The organism is Pseudomonas kitaguniensis, assembly GCF_009296165.1.
Classification (GTDB): Bacteria; Pseudomonadota; Gammaproteobacteria; order Pseudomonadales; family Pseudomonadaceae; genus Aquipseudomonas; species Aquipseudomonas kitaguniensis.
Genome location: NZ_VUAZ01000061.1, coordinates 12,152 through 31,171 on the forward strand (window position 1 = coordinate 12,152; position 19,020 = coordinate 31,171).

At 59.6% G+C, this 19,020-nt stretch carries 15 protein-coding genes and 1 pseudogene; 4 read left to right on the forward strand and 12 right to left on the reverse strand.

The features are described 5' to 3' along the window. Positions 1-94: 94 nt before the first annotated feature. The 4 genes from guaA to F0169_RS11670 form a co-directional block, all read right to left on the reverse strand. Entirely contained in the window at positions 95-1,672 is a 1,578-nt protein-coding gene (guaA, locus tag F0169_RS11655) for a glutamine-hydrolyzing GMP synthase (RefSeq protein ID WP_058414841.1), read from the reverse strand. An 82-nt stretch (positions 1,673-1,754) separates the two neighbouring features. Further along, the gene (gene guaB / locus F0169_RS11660) at positions 1,755-3,224 is read right to left on the reverse strand and encodes an IMP dehydrogenase (protein WP_058414842.1); all 1,470 of its coding nucleotides are present in this window, start codon (positions 3,222-3,224) and stop codon (positions 1,755-1,757) included. A 105-nt stretch (positions 3,225-3,329) separates the two neighbouring features. Next, a complete protein-coding gene (locus F0169_RS11665; protein WP_058414843.1) occupies positions 3,330-3,878 on the reverse strand; it encodes a hypothetical protein in 549 nt (182 codons plus the stop codon). Positions 3,879-3,984: 106 nt separating this feature from the next. Next, positions 3,985-4,752 carry a sulfite exporter TauE/SafE family protein gene (locus F0169_RS11670; protein ID WP_152746616.1) on the reverse strand — a complete coding sequence of 256 codons (768 nt, stop codon included), beginning with the start codon at positions 4,750-4,752 and terminating at the stop codon, positions 3,985-3,987. 127 nt (positions 4,753-4,879) lie between these two features. Between F0169_RS11670 and xseA the strand changes: the two genes are divergently transcribed. The 3 genes from xseA (at position 4,880) to leuA (ending at position 9,100) form a co-directional block, all read left to right on the forward strand. After that, the gene (gene xseA / locus F0169_RS11675) at positions 4,880-6,259 is read left to right on the forward strand and encodes an exodeoxyribonuclease VII large subunit (RefSeq protein ID WP_152746617.1); all 1,380 of its coding nucleotides are present in this window, start codon (positions 4,880-4,882) and stop codon (positions 6,257-6,259) included. A 3-nt stretch (positions 6,260-6,262) separates the two neighbouring features. Continuing rightward, positions 6,263-7,084 (forward strand): M23 family metallopeptidase, encoded by an 822-nt coding sequence (locus F0169_RS11680; protein WP_058414846.1) that lies wholly within the window; start codon positions 6,263-6,265, stop codon positions 7,082-7,084. 336 nt (positions 7,085-7,420) lie between these two features. Beyond that, on the forward strand, positions 7,421-9,100 hold the full coding sequence (gene leuA / locus F0169_RS11690; RefSeq protein ID WP_152746618.1) for a 2-isopropylmalate synthase: 1,680 nt from the start codon (positions 7,421-7,423) through the stop codon (positions 9,098-9,100). Positions 9,101-9,308: 208 nt separating this feature from the next. Here leuA and F0169_RS11695 read toward each other — a convergent pair whose 3' ends face one another. Beyond that, complete coding sequence (locus F0169_RS11695; RefSeq protein WP_058414848.1) at positions 9,309-10,100, reverse strand: amidohydrolase; 792 nt, start codon at positions 10,098-10,100, stop codon at positions 9,309-9,311. After that, a complete protein-coding gene (locus F0169_RS11700; RefSeq protein WP_152746619.1) occupies positions 10,088-11,236 on the reverse strand; it encodes a pyridoxal phosphate-dependent aminotransferase in 1,149 nt (382 codons plus the stop codon). Before F0169_RS11700 ends, F0169_RS11695 begins: the two co-directional genes overlap by 13 nt. A gap of 242 nt (positions 11,237-11,478) precedes the next feature. Between F0169_RS11700 and F0169_RS11705 the strand changes: the two genes are divergently transcribed. After that, the gene (locus F0169_RS11705; RefSeq protein WP_172979414.1) at positions 11,479-12,744 is read left to right on the forward strand and encodes an NHL repeat-containing protein; all 1,266 of its coding nucleotides are present in this window, start codon (positions 11,479-11,481) and stop codon (positions 12,742-12,744) included. Positions 12,745-12,800: 56 nt separating this feature from the next. Here the strand turns inward: F0169_RS11705 and der are convergent, their stop codons facing one another. From der to F0169_RS11735, 6 genes and pseudogenes are all read right to left on the reverse strand, one after another. Continuing rightward, positions 12,801-14,270, reverse strand: a complete 1,470-nt coding sequence (gene der, locus F0169_RS11710) for a ribosome biogenesis GTPase Der (RefSeq protein ID WP_058414851.1) — start codon at positions 14,268-14,270, stop codon at positions 12,801-12,803. Positions 14,271-14,405: 135 nt separating this feature from the next. Continuing rightward, a complete protein-coding gene (gene bamB / locus F0169_RS11715; protein ID WP_058414852.1) occupies positions 14,406-15,557 on the reverse strand; it encodes an outer membrane protein assembly factor BamB in 1,152 nt (383 codons plus the stop codon). Then, positions 15,550-16,191, reverse strand: a complete 642-nt coding sequence (locus F0169_RS11720; RefSeq protein ID WP_058414853.1) for a YfgM family protein — start codon at positions 16,189-16,191, stop codon at positions 15,550-15,552. The genes bamB and F0169_RS11720 overlap by 8 nt, the downstream gene beginning before the upstream one ends. Positions 16,192-16,232: 41 nt before the next feature. Continuing rightward, positions 16,233-17,522 carry a histidine--tRNA ligase gene (gene hisS, locus F0169_RS11725; protein ID WP_099235480.1) on the reverse strand — a complete coding sequence of 430 codons (1,290 nt, stop codon included), beginning with the start codon at positions 17,520-17,522 and terminating at the stop codon, positions 16,233-16,235. Positions 17,523-17,545: 23 nt separating this feature from the next. Continuing rightward, a complete protein-coding gene (gene ispG / locus F0169_RS11730) occupies positions 17,546-18,655 on the reverse strand; it encodes a flavodoxin-dependent (E)-4-hydroxy-3-methylbut-2-enyl-diphosphate synthase (RefSeq protein ID WP_152746621.1) in 1,110 nt (369 codons plus the stop codon). 2 nt (positions 18,656-18,657) lie between these two features. After that, a pseudogene (locus F0169_RS11735) lies at positions 18,658-19,020 on the reverse strand (DUF4115 domain-containing protein); the annotation flags it as partial.

Consider the following 19,020-nt stretch of genomic DNA (forward strand, 5'->3'; position numbering starts at 1 on the left):
TCGCAGAGTTATCGAAAGGCTACTTATCACGGGGTTTATAGTTTAATGCCTCGTTATGCACGAAGGGCGCCTTGCGGCGCCCTTCGTGTTCATATCATTCCCACTCAATCGTCGCAGGCGGCTTGCTCGACACATCATAAGTAACGCGCGAAATACCTTCGATCTCATTGATGATACGCCCGCTGACCGTCTCCAGCAGTTCGTACGGCAGGTGTGCCCAGCGCGCAGTCATGAAGTCGATGGTTTCCACCGCACGCAGCGCCACGACCCAGGCGTAACGACGGCCATCGCCGACCACGCCTACCGATTTCACCGGCTGGAACACCACGAAAGCCTGGCTGACTTTGTGGTACCAGTCGGCTTTGCGCAGTTCTTCGATGAAGATGTGGTCGGCGCGACGCAGCAGGTCGGCGTATTCCTTTTTCACTTCACCGAGGATGCGCACGCCCAGGCCTGGGCCCGGGAATGGGTGGCGGTAAACCATATCGTACGGCAGGCCGAGTTCCAGGCCGAGGCGGCGCACTTCGTCTTTGAACAGTTCGCGCAGCGGTTCTACCAGTTTGAGGTTCATTTCCTCTGGCAGGCCACCGACGTTGTGGTGGGACTTGATCACGTGGGCCTTGCCGCTTTTGGCGCCGGCCGACTCGATCACGTCAGGGTAGATGGTGCCTTGGGCCAGGTACTTGATGTTGTCGAGGCTGGTGGCTTGGGCATCGAAGACGTCAATGAAGGTGCGGCCGATGATTTTGCGCTTCTTCTCTGGGTCGGACTCGCCGGCCAGGTTGTTGAGGAACTGTTCCTCGGCGTTGGCGCGGATCACTTTGACGCCCATGTTTTCGGCGAACATGGCCATTACTTGCTCGCCCTCGTGCAGGCGCAGCAGGCCGTTGTCGACGAACACGCAGGTCAGTTGGTCGCCGATGGCTTTGTGCAGCAGCGCGGCAACTACCGAGGAGTCAACGCCGCCGGACAGGCCGAGCAGCACGTTGTCGGTGCCGACTTGGGCGCGCACGTTGGCGATCGCGTCTTCAGCGATTTTCGACGGGGTCCACAGCGCTTCGCACTGGCAGATGTCGAGGATGAAGCGCGACAGGATGCGCCCGCCTTGCTTGGTGTGGGTGACTTCCGGGTGGAACTGCACGCCGTAGTAGCCGCGCTCGTCGTTGAACATGCCGGCGATCGGGCAGCTCGGGGTGCTGGCCAGGATGTGGAAGTCTTGCGGCAGCTTGGTGACCTTGTCACCGTGGCTCATCCATACGTCGAGGCCGAACAGGCCGTCGGTGTCGACGTGATCTTCGATGCCGTCCAGCAGGCGGCTTTTGCCGACCACGTCGACACGCGCATAACCGAATTCACGCAGCTCGGAACCTTCAACCTTGCCGCCCAGTTGCTCGGCCATGGTCTGCATGCCGTAGCAGATACCGAACACCGGTACGCCCAGGTCAAACACCGCTTGCGGGCAGCGCGGGCTGTTGGCTTCGTGCACGGACTCGGGGCCACCGGCGAGGATGACGCCTTTAGGTGCAAATGCGCGGATCGCTTCGTCATCCATGTCGAACGGGTGCAGTTCGCAGTACACGCCGATTTCACGCACGCGGCGGGCGATCAGTTGGGTGTACTGGGAACCGAAGTCGAGGATCAGGATGCGGTGGGCGTGAATGTCGAGGGCCATGAAGTCAGTCTCGTCTAATGAATCAGAAACAACTCGGGGCTGAATAAGACAGCCCCGGTTACTTAACATTTTGCTGGAAGCATCAACCTACGCGGTAGTTTGGCGCTTCCTTGGTGATCTGAACGTCGTGGACATGCGATTCAGCCATGCCGGCGCCGGTGATCCGCACGAACTCGGGCTTGGTGCGCATTTCTTCGATGTTGGCGCTGCCGGTGTAGCCCATCGAGGAACGCAGGCCGCCCATCAGTTGATGGATGATCGCGCTGAGCGTGCCTTTGTACGGCACACGGCCTTCGATGCCTTCCGGTACGAGCTTTTCGGCGCCTGCCGAAGAGTCCTGGAAGTAACGGTCGGAGGAGCCTTGCGCCTGGGACATGGCGCCCAGCGAACCCATGCCACGGTAAGCCTTGTACGAACGGCCCTGGAACAGTTCGATCTCGCCCGGCGCTTCTTCAGTACCTGCGAACATCGAGCCCATCATCACGCAGGAAGCACCGGCAACGATGGCCTTGGACAGGTCACCGGAGAAACGGATGCCGCCGTCGGCGATCAACGGTACGCCGGTGCCTTCAAGGGCTGCGGCGACGTTGGCGATGGCGCTGATTTGCGGCACGCCCACACCGGCGACGATGCGCGTGGTGCAGATCGAGCCTGGGCCGATACCGACCTTGACGGCGTCGGCGCCGGCTTCGGCCAACGCCTTGGCGGCTGCGCCGGTGGCGATGTTGCCGCCGATAACCTGTACGTCAGGGAAATTCTGTTTAACCCAGCGAACGCGGTCGATCACGCCTTTGGAGTGGCCGTGGGCAGTGTCGACCACCACCACGTCAACGCCGGCTGCCACCAAAGCTGCAACGCGGTCGCCGGTGTCTTTACCGGTGCCGACCGCAGCGCCGACGCGCAGACGACCTTGGTCATCTTTGCTGGCCAGCGGGTAAGCCTTGGCTTTTTCGATGTCGTTGACGGTCATCATGCCTTTAAGGGCGAATTTGTCGTCGACGATCAATACGCGCTCGATGCGGTGCTTGTGCAGCAGCTCACGAGCCTCGTCCTTGTCGACACCTTCACGCACAGTGACCAGACGCTCTTTGGGCGTCATCACTTCACGGACGGTAACTTCAAGGCGGTTTTCAAAGCGCACGTCACGCGACGTGACGATGCCGACCAGGTCGCCATCATGCAGCACCGGAACACCGGAGATGTTGTGCAGGCGGGTCAGGTCGAACAGGTCACGCACGGTGGCGTCAGCCTCGATGGTGATCGGGTCTTTGACCACACCGGCTTCGTAACGCTTGACCTTGCGCACTTCGGCAGCTTGCTGCTCGATGGTCATGTTCTTGTGGATGATGCCAATGCCGCCTTCCTGAGCCATGGCGATTGCCAAACGGGCTTCGGTGACGGTGTCCATGGCAGCAGAAACCAGGGGAATATTCAGCTCGATGCCACGGGTTAGGCGGGTCTTGAGACTGACTTCGTTAGGAAGCACCTCGGAATAACCGGGCACTAAGAGAATGTCGTCGAATGTCAGAGCTTCTTGGCTGATACGCAGCATCGCGGGGGCTCCCGAGCGGGAAAATGGAAGCGCGTCATTATACTCAGACACCCCCTCGGGCTCAATGTAAAACTCTGACATATTTGGGATTACAGGTGAGGTTGATTAAAGCTCGACTTTGACCCAGCTCATCTTCTGGTCCAGCCAATCGGCGAATTCGTCGATGAAGCTCTGCTTGAACCCCGCTTCCGCCCAATTATTGAAGATGAAGCCCAAGTTGGAAAACCCGCACTCTTGCAGGAATAAAAACCCGTTGATGTCATCTTCATGCCCACACAGCGGGCAGGTGAAGTTGTCGGTGTGGCCGGGCATCCAGTCTTCGAGGCTTTCAAAGAGGGCTTCGCCGACTTCCTTGAGGCATTCCGGGCAGCCGGCTTCTTCCAGAAAGCCCTTGGCTGGCGTGTAAATGCAGCGCTTGTAGATGATTTCGAGGCCATTGATCGGCTCGTTGAACGGCAGCGCGGCCGGGTGCAGCACCACCGCGCGGGCACCGTCGGCCAGCGCATAGGCCATGCGGTTGCCGGTGCGCCCGCAGGTGGTCAGTTCTTCCTTGATGATGTTCTTGCGCACCAGCCAGCGCACGATTGCCCGGGCGCGGGGTTCGTGGACGGGCAAGGTGGAGATTTTCGGGACAAGGATGCTTTGGGAGTTCATTGGAGTCCTGCGGTGTGGCTACATTTAACTGCGCGTCACCTGTGGGAACGGGCTTGCTCGCGATGAGGCCCTGAAGGCTGGCAGCTTAAGCCCTGAATAAATCCGGTCAAGTGCTCAAGTAGCGCCCGATCAATGCAAGGCCACTGGCCAACACCAGCCACGTCACGCACCTTACAAAGGCCTCGCGGGACATGCGCATCGTCAGCCTGCGCCCACACCACAGCCCCACAGCCATCGCCGGCAAGAGGCACACCGCCAATAACAACAGCGGCCAATCGGCATACACCCCGGCGACCAGGAACAAACCGAGGCGCACCACCGTGCTGCAACTGATCAATGCACTTTGGGTGGCGCGCGCCGCGTCCTTGGGCAAACGGCTGTTCAAATAGAGCGCGTATAAAAAGCCGCCGCTGCCAAACAACGCGCCAAACAGACCGCCGACAGTGCCCATGGGAATCGACCAACCCGCCGCCAGTTGAGTCGGTCGGGCTTTTACTGCCAGGTTGTAAATCGCATAGGCGCTGATGAACAACCCCATCAACAGCAGCAACAGATCCGAATGCAGGTTGAGCAAAAAAATCACGCCGAACGTGCAACCGATTGCCATGCACGGCAGCAATCGCAGCAGCTCCGGCTTGTTGACGTCGCGGCGCGATTGCAGCAGGTTGCCAAACGCCGCGACAAAATCCAGCAGCACCAGCAGCGGGATGATCTTCGACAGCGGCATAAACATGATCAGGATCGGCCCGGCGACCAGCGCCGTACCGAAGCCTGCGATGCCAAACACGATATAAGCCAGCACCACACACAGGCCGATCACCAGCCAATCAACACCGCCAAACGACCACTGGCTCATCAGCTCAACCGCACTCATCGTCACGTCCTTGAAAGAGATGGCAACACTTTAGTCGCCCTTGAGAGCAGCGGCCAGGCAGCGTAGCACTGCGCGCCGGTAGCGCAATTCTGCCAAACCCTGCGCGAATGCCTATAAACTGCCGCTCATGATTAAAGATCCCTTTGCCCGCTTGGGCCTGGACCGCGAAGTCCTGACTGTCAGCCAGCTCAACGGCCGCGCGCGGGTGTTGCTGGAAGACGTGTTCACCAATATCTGGGTGGAAGGCGAAATTTCCAACCTCGCCCGCCCCGCCTCCGGCCATGTGTATTTCACCTTGAAGGACAGCGGCGCCCAAGTGCGTTGCGCGCTGTTCCGCAATAATGCCGCGCGGGTGCGCCAGGCCTTAAAGGATGGCCTGGCGGTCAAGGTACGCGGCAAGGTCTCGCTGTTCGAAGGCCGTGGCGACTATCAATTGATCCTCGACACGGTAGAGCCCGCCGGCGATGGCGCGCTGCGCCTGGCGTTTGATGCGTTAAAGGAAAAGCTCAGCGCCGAAGGCCTGTTCAGTGCCGAGCGCAAGGTGCCGCTACCGGCCCACCCGCAGCGCATCGGCATTATCAGCTCGCCCACTGGCGCGGTGATTCGCGACATCATCAGCGTGTTCCGCCGCCGTGCGCCGCAGGTGCAACTGACGTTGATACCGACTGCCGTGCAAGGCCGCGAAGCGATTGCGCAGATTGTGCGCGCGCTGAAACTGGCCGACGCGCGCGGCTTCGACGCGTTGATCCTGGCGCGTGGCGGCGGCTCGCTGGAAGACTTGTGGTGCTTCAACGAAGAAGCCGTGGCGCGCGCAGTGGATGCCTGCGTCACGCCGATCGTCAGCGCCGTGGGCCATGAAACCGATGTGTCGATCACCGACTTTGTGGCCGACGTGCGCGCGCCTACGCCGTCTGCCGCCGCTGAGTTACTCGCGCCGGACGCGAGTAACCTGGTACGCCAGGTTGAAAGCCTGCACCGCCGGCTGCTGATGCTGATACGCAATCGGCTAACCCATGACCGCCTGCGCCTTGAGGGCATGGCTCGTCGCTTGCGCCACCCCGGCGAGCGCTTGCGCCAGCAAGCGCAGCGCCTGGATGACTTGGACATGCGCCTGCGCCGCGCCTTCGAGCGCAGCCTCAATACTCGCCGCGAGCGCTTGATACGCCTGGAAACCCGCCTCGCCGGCCAGCACCCCGGCCGTCAATTGGCGCTGCTGCGCCAACGCCTCGACAGCCTCGCCGAACGCCTGCCGCGTGCCATGCGCGAAGGCCTCAAGGCGCGTCGCCTGCAACTGCAAAGCCAGGTGCAGACGTTGCAGGTAGTCAGCCCGCTGGCCACCTTGGGCCGTGGCTACAGCATTTTGCTGGATGAACGCGGCCACGCGATTAGAAACGCTGCGCAAACCCACACCGGCCAACGCCTGACCGCGCGCCTCGGTGAAGGCCAATTGCAGGTGCGGGTGGAAGATAACCACCTGACACCCGTCACCCTTTCGTTATTGGATTGATTGATGCCCCGTCTATTTAGCCTGCTGATGCTGTTATGCCTGACCTTCAACGCCCACGCCGACAGCTACATCACGCGGTTGCTGAACAAGCCGGTGCCGGGTGGCGTCGCAGTGGTCGACCTCGGCAGTTCGGCGACTGCGCCTAAAGCCACCTACCAGAACCGACCGGTATTGGTGGTCAAGGAACAGAACAATTGGCTGGCGATTGTGGGCATCCCGCTGACGGTCAAACCCGGCACCCAACGCCTCACCAGTGGCACGCAAAACCTGCCGTTTATCGTCGGTTTCAAAAAATACCCCGAGCAACACATCACCCTGAAGAACAAAAGCCAGGTGAACCCGGACCCGGCGCAGCTCAAACGCATCGAGGCCGAACTGGCGGTGCAGCTCAAGGCTTACCGCAGCTTCAGCCCGAACACGCCGAGCAACTTGCTGCTGGACAAGCCGGTCAATGGCCCGCTGTCGAGCAAGTTTGGCGTACGCCGGTTCTTTAATGGCGAAGAGCGCAACCCGCATTCGGGCCTGGACTTCGCGGTAGGCGCGGGCACGCCGATCAAAACCCCGGCGGCAGGCAAAGTGATTCTGACCGGCAACTACTTCTTCAACGGCAACACCGTATTTGTCGACCATGGCCAGGGCTTTATCAGCATGTTCTGCCACATGTCGAAGATTGACGTGAAGGTCGGCGACCCACTGCCACGCGGTGCGGTGGTGGGCAAGGTCGGCTCGACGGGGCGGGCGACCGGGCCGCATATGCACTGGAACATCAGCCTCAACGATGCACGCGTAGACCCGGCGATCTTTATCGGCGCGTTCCAACCCTGAATGACTCGATTGCGCGGCCAATAAAGGCCGCGCAATTAAATTCACAAGCAGACACATTTACAGCCACAAAATCTCGCCCCAACCGCGAATAGCAAAAATTATATCAATTTTTATCGGCTGCTTGCCATCTTTCACCCCTGCGGTTAGGGTTGAGCTTATGAAAACCTCTCACACCCTCATTCAGCTCCGCCAGCACCGCAGCCTGTGCCTCGTCAGCGCACGACTGCCAGGCTGAATCGATCTGCCTCGCCTATGCTTCACCCCAATAAAAAGCATCCTAATAACAGTTTCACGGCAGGCCGCCTTTTTTCGGCCCCTACAACCAAGGATTTCCCGATGAGCATGCTCAAAGACCCGTCTTCGAAGTACCGCGCGTTCCCGACCATCGACATCCCGGACCGCACCTGGCCGTCGAAAACCATCACCGAAGCGCCTATCTGGTGCAGCTCCGACCTGCGTGATGGCAACCAGTCGCTGATCGAGCCAATGGACGCGGTGAAAAAGCTGCGTTTCTGGAAAACCCTGGTTGCGGTGGGCGTGAAGGAAATCGAAGCCTCGTTCCCGGCCGCTTCGCAAACCGATTTCGACTTCGTGCGTACCCTGATCGAAGACAACCACATCCCCGAGGACACCACCATTCAGGTGCTGACCCAGGGCCGTGAAGACTTGATCGCGCGTACCTTCGAATCGCTGCGCGGCGCCAAAAAAGCCATCGTGCATTTGTACAACGCCACCTCGCCGTCGTTTCGTCGCATCGTGTTTAACCAGGACAAGGACGGCATCAAAGCCATCGCGGTCAACGCCGCCAAGCTGTTCGTCAAATACGCCGCCCAGCAGCCGGAAACCCAATGGACCTTCGAATACTCGCCAGAGACCTTCAGCGCCACTGAGCTGGAGTTCGCCAAAGAAGTGTGCGACGCGGTAATCGAGGTGTGGAACCCGACGCCTGAGCACAAGATGATCCTCAACCTGCCGGCCACGGTTGAATGCGCCACGCCGAACATCTATGCCGACCAGATCGAGTGGTTCGGTCGCCACATCAACCGTCGTGACAGCGTGATCATCAGCCTGCACACCCACAACGACCGTGGCACCGGCGTGGCCGCCACCGAGCTGGGCCTGATGGCCGGCGCCGACCGTGTTGAAGGCTGCCTGTTCGGCAACGGCGAGCGCACCGGTAACGTCGACCTGGTGACGGTGGCACTGAACATGTACACCCAGGGCCTCGACCCGCAGTTGGATTTCTCCGACATCGACGGCGTGCGCAAAGTCGTCGAAGAGTGCAACCAGATCCAGGTGCACCCGCGCCACCCGTACGTTGGCGACCTGGTGCACACCGCGTTCTCCGGCTCCCACCAGGACGCAATCCGCAAAGGCTTTACTCAGCAAAAAGCCGACGCGCTGTGGGAAGTGCCGTACTTGCCGATCGACCCGGCCGACATCGGCCGCAGCTACGAGGCGGTGATTCGTGTAAACAGCCAGTCGGGCAAAGGCGGTATCGCTTACCTGCTGGAGCAGGAATACGACATCAGCCTGCCGCGCCGCATGCAAATCGAATTCAGCCAAGTGGTACAGGCCGAAACCGATCGCGTGGGCCTGGAGATGACCGCACCACAGATTTACGCGTTGCTGCAGCGTGAATACCTGCAAGCCAACACGCCGTATGCGCTGGTCAGCCATCGCCTGCAGGAAGAGAACGGCAACAGCTTTGTCGAAGTGGAAGTGTCAGGCAAAGGCCAGGGCGAAACCAACCTGCACTGGAAAGGCAAAGGCAACGGCGCACTCGAAGCGCTGGTGGCTGGCCTGCCGATTGGCGTGGAGATCATGGACTACAACGAACATGCCATCGGCGCCGGCACCAACGCCAAGGCGGCGGCGTATATCGAGCTGCGTGTGAACGGTGAGCGTCCGGTGCACGGCGTAGGCATTGATGAAAACATCACCACGGCCAGCTTCAAGGCCTTGTTCAGCGCGCTGAATCGTTCGTTGAGCCAGCAGGAAGCAAAAGCCGCGTAACTGGCGGCTGAAATGCGAAAGGCCCTTGGGTGAGAATCCAGGGGCCTTTTTTGTGGTGGTTGTGAGGGCCTCATCGTGAGCAAGCCCACTCCCACATTTTGAATGTGTTCACAAATCACTGCCCTGCCCCCACATTTGCCTGTGTTCACCTACCTAACTGTGGAAACGGGCTAACTGTGGGAGCGGGCTTGCTCGCGATAGCGGTCTGTCAGGCCAACTGAAAACTATCAGCATCCAGGTTCGCCGGGAATTTGCTGCGATACGCCGCCAGCTCCGCCGCCTCCAGGCACACCTGAAACACACCATTCGCCTCCCCCGCACTCAGCAAGGTCTCGCCCTGGAAATCCAGCACCTGGCTGTCGCCGGTGTAGGCAAAACCTTTGCCATCTGTGCCCACTCGATTCACCGCCGCCACGTAGCACAGGTTTTCAATCGCCCGCGCAGGCAACAGGCGGTTCCAATGCAGGCGACGGGCGCCGGGCCAGTTGGCGGTGTACAGCAGCAGGTCAGTGTCTTGAGCATCCCGGCTCCACACCGGGAAGCGCAGGTCGTAGCAAATCAGCGGACGAATGCGCCAGCCCTTCAATTCGAACTGCACCTGACGCTCGCCGGGGGTGTAGTGATCATGCTCGCCGGCCATGCGGAACAGGTGGCGCTTGTCGTAATGCAGCACCTCGCCATCCGGGCGCGCCCATAGCAGGCGATTGCGGTGGCTGCCGTCGGCGGCCTGGATGATCACGCTGCCGGTGATCACCGCGTTGTATTTCGCCGCCTGGGCCTGGAGCCAACGATGGGTGGGGCCATTCTCGCGCTCGGCGAGCGTGGCCGACTCCATCGAGAACCCGGTGGTGAACATCTCCGGCAGCACGATCAGGTCGGCGCCCCTGGCCTGCTCAAGCAGCAGCTCAAAGTGTTCGAGGTTGGCCTGGCGGTCATGCCACACCAGGCTGGTCTGGACCAAGGCAATATTCAGGTCGGGCAATACACTCAGATCACGCATAGTTTTTGCGCTGCGTGTCGCAGCGTCTCCTCGCGTTTGGCAAAGCACAGGCGCACCAGGCGCTGGCCTTGCGGTGGGCTCTGATAGAACACCGAAACCGGGATGGTCGCCACGCCGTGTTCGCGGGTCATCCACAGCGACATGGCGACGTCATCCAGGTCCGGGCGAATCTGTGAGTAATCCACCAGTTGAAAATAGGTGCCGGTCACCCGCGTAAAGCTGAAGAGCGACGGCGCCAGCAGGTCGCAAAACAAGTCGCGCTTGGCTTGATAGAAAGCCGGCAACTCCTCGACGTGTTCCGGGTGTTCGGCCATAAAGTCAGCCAATGCATGCTGCAACGGGGTGACGCCGCAGAAGCTGACATATTGATGCACCTTGCGCAGCTCGGCGGTGAGCGCCGGCGGCGCAACCACATAGCCGGTTTTCCAGCCGGTGACGTGGTAGGTCTTGCCAAAAGAGCTGACCACGAACGCACGCTGATACAGCTCTTCATGCGCCAATACGCTGACGTGCCCGATGCCATCGAACACCAAGTGTTCGTAAACCTCATCACTGACCAGGTAAATATCCCGGTCGCGGATCAGTTCGGCCAGTTGGTCCAGCTCGGCACGGCTGATCAAGGCGCCTGTGGGGTTGTGCGGGGTGTTGAGAATGATCATGCGCGTGCGTGGCGACAGCGCGGCCTTGATCCGCTCAAAATCCAGCGCAAAACCTTGCAAGCTCAGTTGCACATGCACGCAGCGACCGCCCGCCAGCTCAACCGAGGGCTCATAACTGTCGTAACAAGGGTCGAACACAATGACTTCATCGCCGTTACGAATCACCGCCTGAATCGCGCAAAAGATCGCCGCAGTCGCGCCGGGGGTGATGGTCACTTCGCTGTCAGGGTTAACCGTGGCGCCATAGCTGCGGGCTATCTTGGCCACCACTTGCTGTCGCAGCGCCGGCAAGCCGGTCATCGGGGCGTATTGGTTATGCCCGCTGGCGACATGTTTACCCACGGCATCGAGCAAGCCCTGTGGGCCGTTGAAGTCAGGAAACCCCTGGGACAGGTTGAGCGCGCCGGTCTCTGCGGCGAGTTGCGACATGGTGGTAAAAATCGTCGTGCCGACATTTGGCAGCTTGCTGGTGATCATTGGTGAGCCCCTGCTGAACACCCGGCTCTACGGCGGCACGGGAGCGTTCGAGAATAGCTTATGCATTGCGCACAAAAAAGACGTCGGCCCTTATGAAAGGCTCACTTTACCCGCCAGCCAGCAGCGAAGATAAGTCGACAAGTGGTCATAGGTAAACGAAAGAACAGGTAATTTTCACAGTTATGTCGGCCAAAAACCTGGCGCTTACTAACCCGACAACTGTTTCAGCCAGGAGAAACGTCATGCCTTTAAAAACTGACACACCCTCTGCCTACCGAGCGGCCGGCGATCTCGATACGTCCTACGGGAACGCGGGTTATCAATTGATCAACCCGAACGGTGTCGAGCACTACGAAGCGCATGGGCTGAGCCTGACCCACAACAACGAAGCGTTGATTGCGGGTGCTGCGCCATCGCACTTGCCCACGCACACCCAATTTCAGTTCATTTTGATGCGCCGAGACGAAAACGGGGCGATGGTCGAGGGGTTCGGTGAACAGGGAATGGCATGCGGGCACTTCAACCCTGACGAACCCGGGTGGGGCTCTCACGGCTTAAAAACATTCGCATTGAAGAACTCTGGGTGGTTGCTGCTTGGTTTTGTCCACGATCACGCGAATATGCGCATGCCCTCATTTGCCTGGCTTCGTGATGATGGAACCGCTGATACCAGCCACGGCGATAACGGTACTTTCGTACTGAAATCACCACTGCCAAATGAGTTAGGCAGCCACGGCAAGCCTATCGTCAACGCCCGTATTCAATCAACGGGGTCGGTCGTGACGTTGTATGAGTACGTCTTCGAATTAAATTATTGGGGCGGCCTGCTATCGCGCATTCAACCGGCCGGGGTGCTTGACGCTACCTTCAACGAAGGCTTGGGGTATGCCGAAGCACTTACTCGGGGTGGTGAAGTTTTCATCCCCTCTGTACTCGCTCTACAGGCTGATGACCGTATTCTCGTAGCGGGTAACACCGACGACAATCGCGGCGTCAAAGGAGGCCTGATTAAACGATTCGATAAGGATGGAAGGACGGATGTAACTTTCGCCGTGGGTGGCGAGCAACGCGACCAGGACCGGCATTACGCTGATCTGGTCTCAAACGAAGACGGCATCCTGATTTGCGGTTCAACCTCGCAGGGTGCGCTTCTGGTCAAACTGAACCCTGACGGGTCCCCACATGCCGATTTCGGTGGGCTGCCGGTCATTACGCCGCAGGTGAATGCATGGCACAAGGTGCTTGTGTATCAAGGGAACATAATCACCCTCGGTATCATTGATACCGGCTTCAGCGCTCTAGCCGTACTGGCACGCTTCGACCGCAACGGTAACCCCGATAATGCCTTTGGCCCTACCGGGAACGGCCGAGTGTTACTGGAATTTGGCGGCCAGTTCAACACACCGCTTGATCTCGCTATCGACCAGCAGCAACGTATTCTGGTTTTGGGTTCCGCCAAAGGATCTATCGGCGCAGTGAATTTCTACACTACTCGCTTGTTCTCTTGAGCAAGGCCTGGCGCGCACAATAAAAAAAGGCGCCATCGGCGCCTTTTTAACCTTAATCAGCGTTTGTCGCGACGCTTCTTATCGGCTTTTTTGTGGTGCGTCATCATCCGGCGCTTCTTGTTGACCTGGCGGTCGGTGAGGCTGTTTTTGTTACCTTCGTACGGGTTCTCGCCACCCTTGAACTCGATACGGATCGGCGTACCGACCAGCTTCAAGACACGGCGATAGGTGTTTTCGAGGTAACGCACATAAGACTTCGGCACCTTCTCGATCTGGTTACCGTGAATCACGATAATCGGCGGGTTGGCACCACCCAAGTGGGCGTAACGCAGTTTGATCCGGCGGTTGTTGACCATCGGCGGCGCGTGGTCGCCCACTGCGTCTTCGAGGATCTGGGTCAGACGGTTGGTCGGCCAGCGGGTGACCGCAGACTTGAACGAGTTTTGTACCGACGCGTAGAGGTTGCCCACGCCGGTGCCGTGCAGTGCCGAGATAAAGTGAATATCGGCGAACTCGACGAAAAACAGGCGGCGCTGCAGCTCGATCTTGACGAAATCGCGCTCGCTCGGCGTCATGCCGTCCCACTTGTTGATCGCGATGACCAGTGCCCGACCGGCTTCCAGGGCGAAGCCCAGCAGGTTAAGGTCGTGGTCTACCACGCCTTCGCGGGCGTCCATCACAAAGATCACCACGTTGGCGTCTTTGATCGCTTGCAGGGTTTTCACCACCGAGAATTTTTCAACTTCCTCGTGGATCTTGCCGCGCTTGCGCACACCGGCGGTGTCGATCAGCGTGTACTTTTCTTCGTTGCGTTCGAACGGAATGTAGATGCTGTCACGCGTGGTGCCAGGCTCGTCATAGACGATTACCCGGTCTTCACCGAGCATGCGGTTAACCAGGGTCGACTTGCCGACGTTCGGGCGGCCGATGATCGCGATCTTGATACCGTCTTTTTCGCTCGGGCCAGGAATGCGCTTGGCTTCCTCACCTTCGGCGACGATTTCTTCTTCGCCTTCTTCGGGCTCGTCTTCATCTTTCGGGAAATCGCTGAGGGCGATTTCGAGCATCTGCGTGATACCACGGCCGTGAGCACCGGCGATGGGAATCGCGTGCCCCATGCCCAACGGGGCAAATTCAGCGCGGGCCATTTCCGGATCGATGTTATCGACCTTGTTGGCGACCACGTACGAGCGCTTGTTACGCTTGCGCAAGTGCTCCGCGATCATCTGGTCAGCCGCAGTAAAACCGGCTTTGGCGTCTACCAGAAACAGAACAACATCGGCTTCTTCAATGGCCAGCAGCGACTGCTCGGCCATTTTTTCGTCCATGCCATGTTCGTCACCGGAAATACCACCGGTGTCGACCAGAATGTAGGAGCGCCCCTGCCACTTAGCCTCACCGTATTGGCGATCACGGGTCAGACCGGACAAGTCGCCGACGATGGCGTCGCGAGTCCTGGTCAGGCGGTTGAACAAGGTGGACTTGCCGACGTTAGGTCGGCCCACCAGGGCAATTACGGGAACCATGCGGCTCTCCACTTCGTTATTTCAGAAAATACAAAAGCCGCTGCAAGGCAGCGGCTGGTGCTCGGGGCAGCATATTCAAATGCCGCATGCCCCGCCGTAGCGGGGCCGCCTGGGTTTTACCCCAAGCAGGGTTCTTTACTTGATGGTCAGGGCTTCGAGCTTGCCGCTGTTGCCAAACACGTAAAGCATGTTACCCACAACCAGCGGACGCACACGCACGCCGTCGCTGTCGATACGCTCACGGCCTACAAAACGGCCGTCCACCTGGCTCAGCAGATGCAGGTAACCTTCGAAGTCACCTACCGCTACGTAGCTTGAGAACACTTCCGGTGCCGACAGTTGACGGCGGGCCAGAGAATCGTTGCTCCACAGCGCAGTGGTGGAACGCTCGTCGACACTTTCTACGGTGCCGGAGGCCAGGCTTACGTAGACGCTGCCAAACCCTTGGGCGACACCGGCGTAGCTGGAAGCATCACGCTGCCAGTTGATGCGCCCGCTTTGCAGGTCCAGCGCGGCAACGCGGCCCTGGTAGGTGGCGACATAAAGGGTTTCGCCCGACAGCAGCAAGCCACCGTCGATGTCGACAACGCGGTCCAGCTCGGAGCGACCTTGCGGGATTGCCACACGGGTTTCCCAGGCCGGTACGCCGTTCTGGGTATCCAGGGCGACTACTTTACCGGTCGACAGGCCTGCAACCGCCAGATTGTTGGTCACAATCGGACCACTGGTACCGCGCAGGGTCAATACCGCAGGCGTGCTGTCGTACAACCAGCGCTGGTTGCCGGTGGCGGCATCCAGACCGATAACACGGTCATCCTGGGTTTGCACCACAACGATATCGCCGTTGGTAGCCGGTGCGGAGAGCACTTCGCTGGTCACGCGGGCGCGCCATTTCTCTTCACCGGTGGCGGAGTCCAGGGCGACCACGTCGCCTTTCAGCGTACCGACCAGCACCATGCCGTAGCCAACGCCCACACCGCCGGACACCGGCAGTTCGAGGTCTTTCTTCCACTTGACGTCGCCATTCATGCGGTCCATGGCAATGATCACGCCGGTGGAATCAGTGGCCACGATGTTGTCGCCGTCAATCGCCGGCTGCAACAGGTTGTAGAGGTCGCCCTGGCCGTCACCGACCGAGCGGCTCCACTGCTTTTGCAAGACCACTTCTTCCTTGAAGCTGGTCAGCTCGGCAGGAGGCAGTTCTTTTTTACTGTTGCTGCTGCAACCCGCGGCCAGAACGGCCAGAGCCAGCAATGCTGCATGTTTCCAACGGATCACGTCACGCATCCCCTTTGGCCAAGTCGTCGAGCTTGATTTGTAAGCCACCGACCGCCGCTTCATCAGACAGCGCCGCCTTGGCTTTTTGGTACGCAGCATGGGCTTCGTCGGTACGACCCAATTGGACCAACAGGTCGCCCTTGAGCTCTTCACGAGTGGCCACGAATGCTTTGTCAGCATCGCCGTCGAGCAGTTTCAGTGCTTCGTCAGCCTTGTTCTGTGCCGCCAATACCTGCGCCAGGCGCTGACGTGCGATTTCACCCAGCGTTGGGTTGGCCGGCTTGTCGGCGATAGCCTTCAGTTCAGTGGCGGCGTCATCCAGCTTGCCGGTATCGACCGCAACTTTCGCGACGAACAGGCTACCGTATTGCGCGTACGTGCTGCCGCCGAATTCGCTTTTCAGCTTGCCGGCCAAATCCGCCACTTGGGCAGGGTCAGGCTTACCGTTCGGCGTCAGCGTGGTTTCCAGCAATTGCTGATAGAGGATCGAGGCACCTTGAGACTGGTTGGCCTGATACTTGTGCCAGGCTTGCCAGCCAAACACCACCACTAAAGCCAGCAGACCGCCAGTCACCAAAGGCTTGCCGTTGCGCTGCCACCAGTCCTTTAACTCGACCAGTTGATCGTCATCAGTACTCGACACCCCAATACTCCTTAATCGCTAAATTCGGCTGTTCGACAGCTTCAACCCTGCACGGCGCAGGTGGCCAGGTGCGCGGCGAGCGCATCAAAGGCAATGTTCTGTTGCTCACCCTGACCACGCAGGGGTTTGAAACCTATCACTTGCTGGGCCAATTCATCATCGCCAAGGATCAGTGCGTACAGCGCACCGCTCTTGTCGGCTTTTTTGAACTGGCTCTTGAAGCTGCCGGCGCCGGCATTGACTTGCAGGCGCAGGTTCGGCAACTGGTCGCGCACTTTTTCGCTCAAGGCCAACGCCGCCAATTCGGCAGCCTCGCCAAAGGCACAGAGGTACACGTCCACCTGCCGCGAAATTTCTTCGGGCACTTGCTCCAGGGTTTCCAGCAGCAGGATCAGCCGCTCGATGCCCATGGCAAAACCCACGCCGGTAGTCGGCTTGCCGCCCATCTGCTCAACCAGACCGTCGTAGCGACCACCGGCACACACGGTGCCCTGGGCGCCGAGTTTGTCGGTGACCCACTCGAACACGGTCTTGCTGTAGTAATCGAGGCCACGCACCAGCTTCGGGTTGATCACGTACGGAATACCGGCCGCGTCCAGACGAGCCTTGAGGCCCTCGAAGTGCGTACGGGATTCGTCGTCGAGGTAGTCGGCCATTTTCGGCGCATCGACCAGTACGGCTTGGGTGTCGGCGTTCTTGGTATCCAGCACGCGCAACGGGTTGGTTTTCAGACGGCGCTGGCTGTCTTCGTCCAACTTGTCGAGGTGCGCAGACAGGTATTCGACCAGCGCCACGCGGTAACGACCGCGGGATTCGCTGGTGCCCAGGCTGTTGAGCTCCAGTTTGACCGCATCGCGGATGCCCAACTGGCCCCACAGGCGCCAGGTCATCACGATCAGCTCGGCGTCGATGTCCGGGCCGTCGAGGTTGAACACTTCCAGGCCAATCTGGTGGAACTGGCGATAACGGCCTTTCTGTGGGCGCTCGTGGCGGAACATCGGACCGATGTACCAGAGTTTCTGCGGCTGGCCAGCACCGGTGAGGCCATGCTCAAGCACGGCGCGCACGCACGCGGCAGTCCCTTCCGGACGCAGGGTCAGGGAGTCGCCGTTGCGGTCTTCAAAGGTGTACATCTCTTTTTCGACGATGTCGGTGACTTCACCGATAGAGCGTTTGAACAGCTCGGTGAACTCGACGATGGGCATGCGGATCTGCTTGTAACCGTAGTTATCCAGCAGACGCGCGACAGTGCTCTCGAAGTAGCGCCACAGTGGCGTCTGCTCCGGCAGGATGTCGTTCATGCCACGAATGGCTTGCAGAGACTTGCTCACATCAAATCCTTAAATTCGTTCAATCAGCCGCGCGCGATCAGCGCTGCGTCAGCCGCAACCTTTTCGGCTGCTTTCTGGCGGATCAGCCTTTCGAGCTCATCCACCAGATTCTCATTCGTTAACTTCTGCGACGGCTTGCCGTCGATGTAAATCAGGTTTGGCGTTCCGCCGGTCAGGCCAACGTGCGCTTCTTTAGCTTCGCCGGGGCCGTTGACCACGCAACCGATCACCGCAACATCCAACGGCACCAGCAGGTCTTCAAGGCGCAATTCCAGGTCGTTCATGGTTTTCACCACGTCGAAGTTCTGCCGCGAACAGCTCGGGCAGGCAATGAAATTGATGCCACGCGAACGCAGACGCAGCGATTTGAGAATGTCGTAACCGACCTTCACTTCCTCGACCGGGTCTGCCGCCAAAGAGATGCGGATAGTATCGCCAATGCCTTCGGCGAGCAGCATACCGAGACCCACCGCAGATTTCACTGTGCCTGAGCGCAAACCGCCAGCTTCGGTGATACCCAAGTGCAATGGCTGGACGATTTCCTTGGCCAGCAGGCGGTAGGCTTCTACCGCCATGAACACGTCGGAGGCCTTTACGCTGACCTTGAAGTCCTGAAAATTCAGGCGTTCGAGGTGCTCAACGTGGCGCAGCGCCGATTCAACCAGCGCCGCCGGAGTCGGCTCGCCGTATTTCTTTTGCAGGTCTTTTTCCAGCGAGCCGGCGTTAACGCCGATACGGATTGGAATGCCGCGATCACGCGCCGCATCCACCACCGCGCGCACACGGTCTTCACGACCGATGTTGCCCGGGTTGATGCGCAGGCAATCGACGCCCAGCTCGGCTACGCGCAATGCGATTTTGTAGTCGAAGTGAATGTCGGCAACCAGTGGCACTTTAACCAATTGCTTGATGCGACCGAAGGCTTCGGCAGCGTCCATGTCCGGCACGGACACGCGAACGATGTCGACGCCGGCAGCTTCCAGACGGTTGATCTGCGCCACGGTGGCGGGCACATCATTGGTGTCGCTGTTGGTCATGCTTTGTACTGCGATGGGAGCGTCACCGCCCACCGGCACCGAGCCGACCCAGATCTTGCGCGATACGCGACGTTTGATTGGAGATTCGCCGTGCATGACTATTGTCCCAACTTGAGGCGAGCGGTCTCGCCACTGGTGAACGGCGCCACGTCCACAGGCTGGCCGTTGTAGGCCACTTGCGCGCCACGGGCATAGCCCAGACGCAGCGTCAAAGGAGGCTTGCCGCCCTGGTCAAGAGTATCTCCCTTACGCTTCAGACCGCTGAACAGCACTTTGCCATTGCCATCGTGACTTGCGTCCAGCAGTCACCGATGAAGGTAATCTGGAGGTGCCCATCACCGGCGATCAACGCAGGGGTGGTGGGTGGCGACATCGCTGGCGCGGCCGGGGCAACGGGAGCGGTGGCCGCAGCAGCCGGCGCCTGAACCGGGGCCGCCGGGGTGGCTGGCGCTGCAGGCACG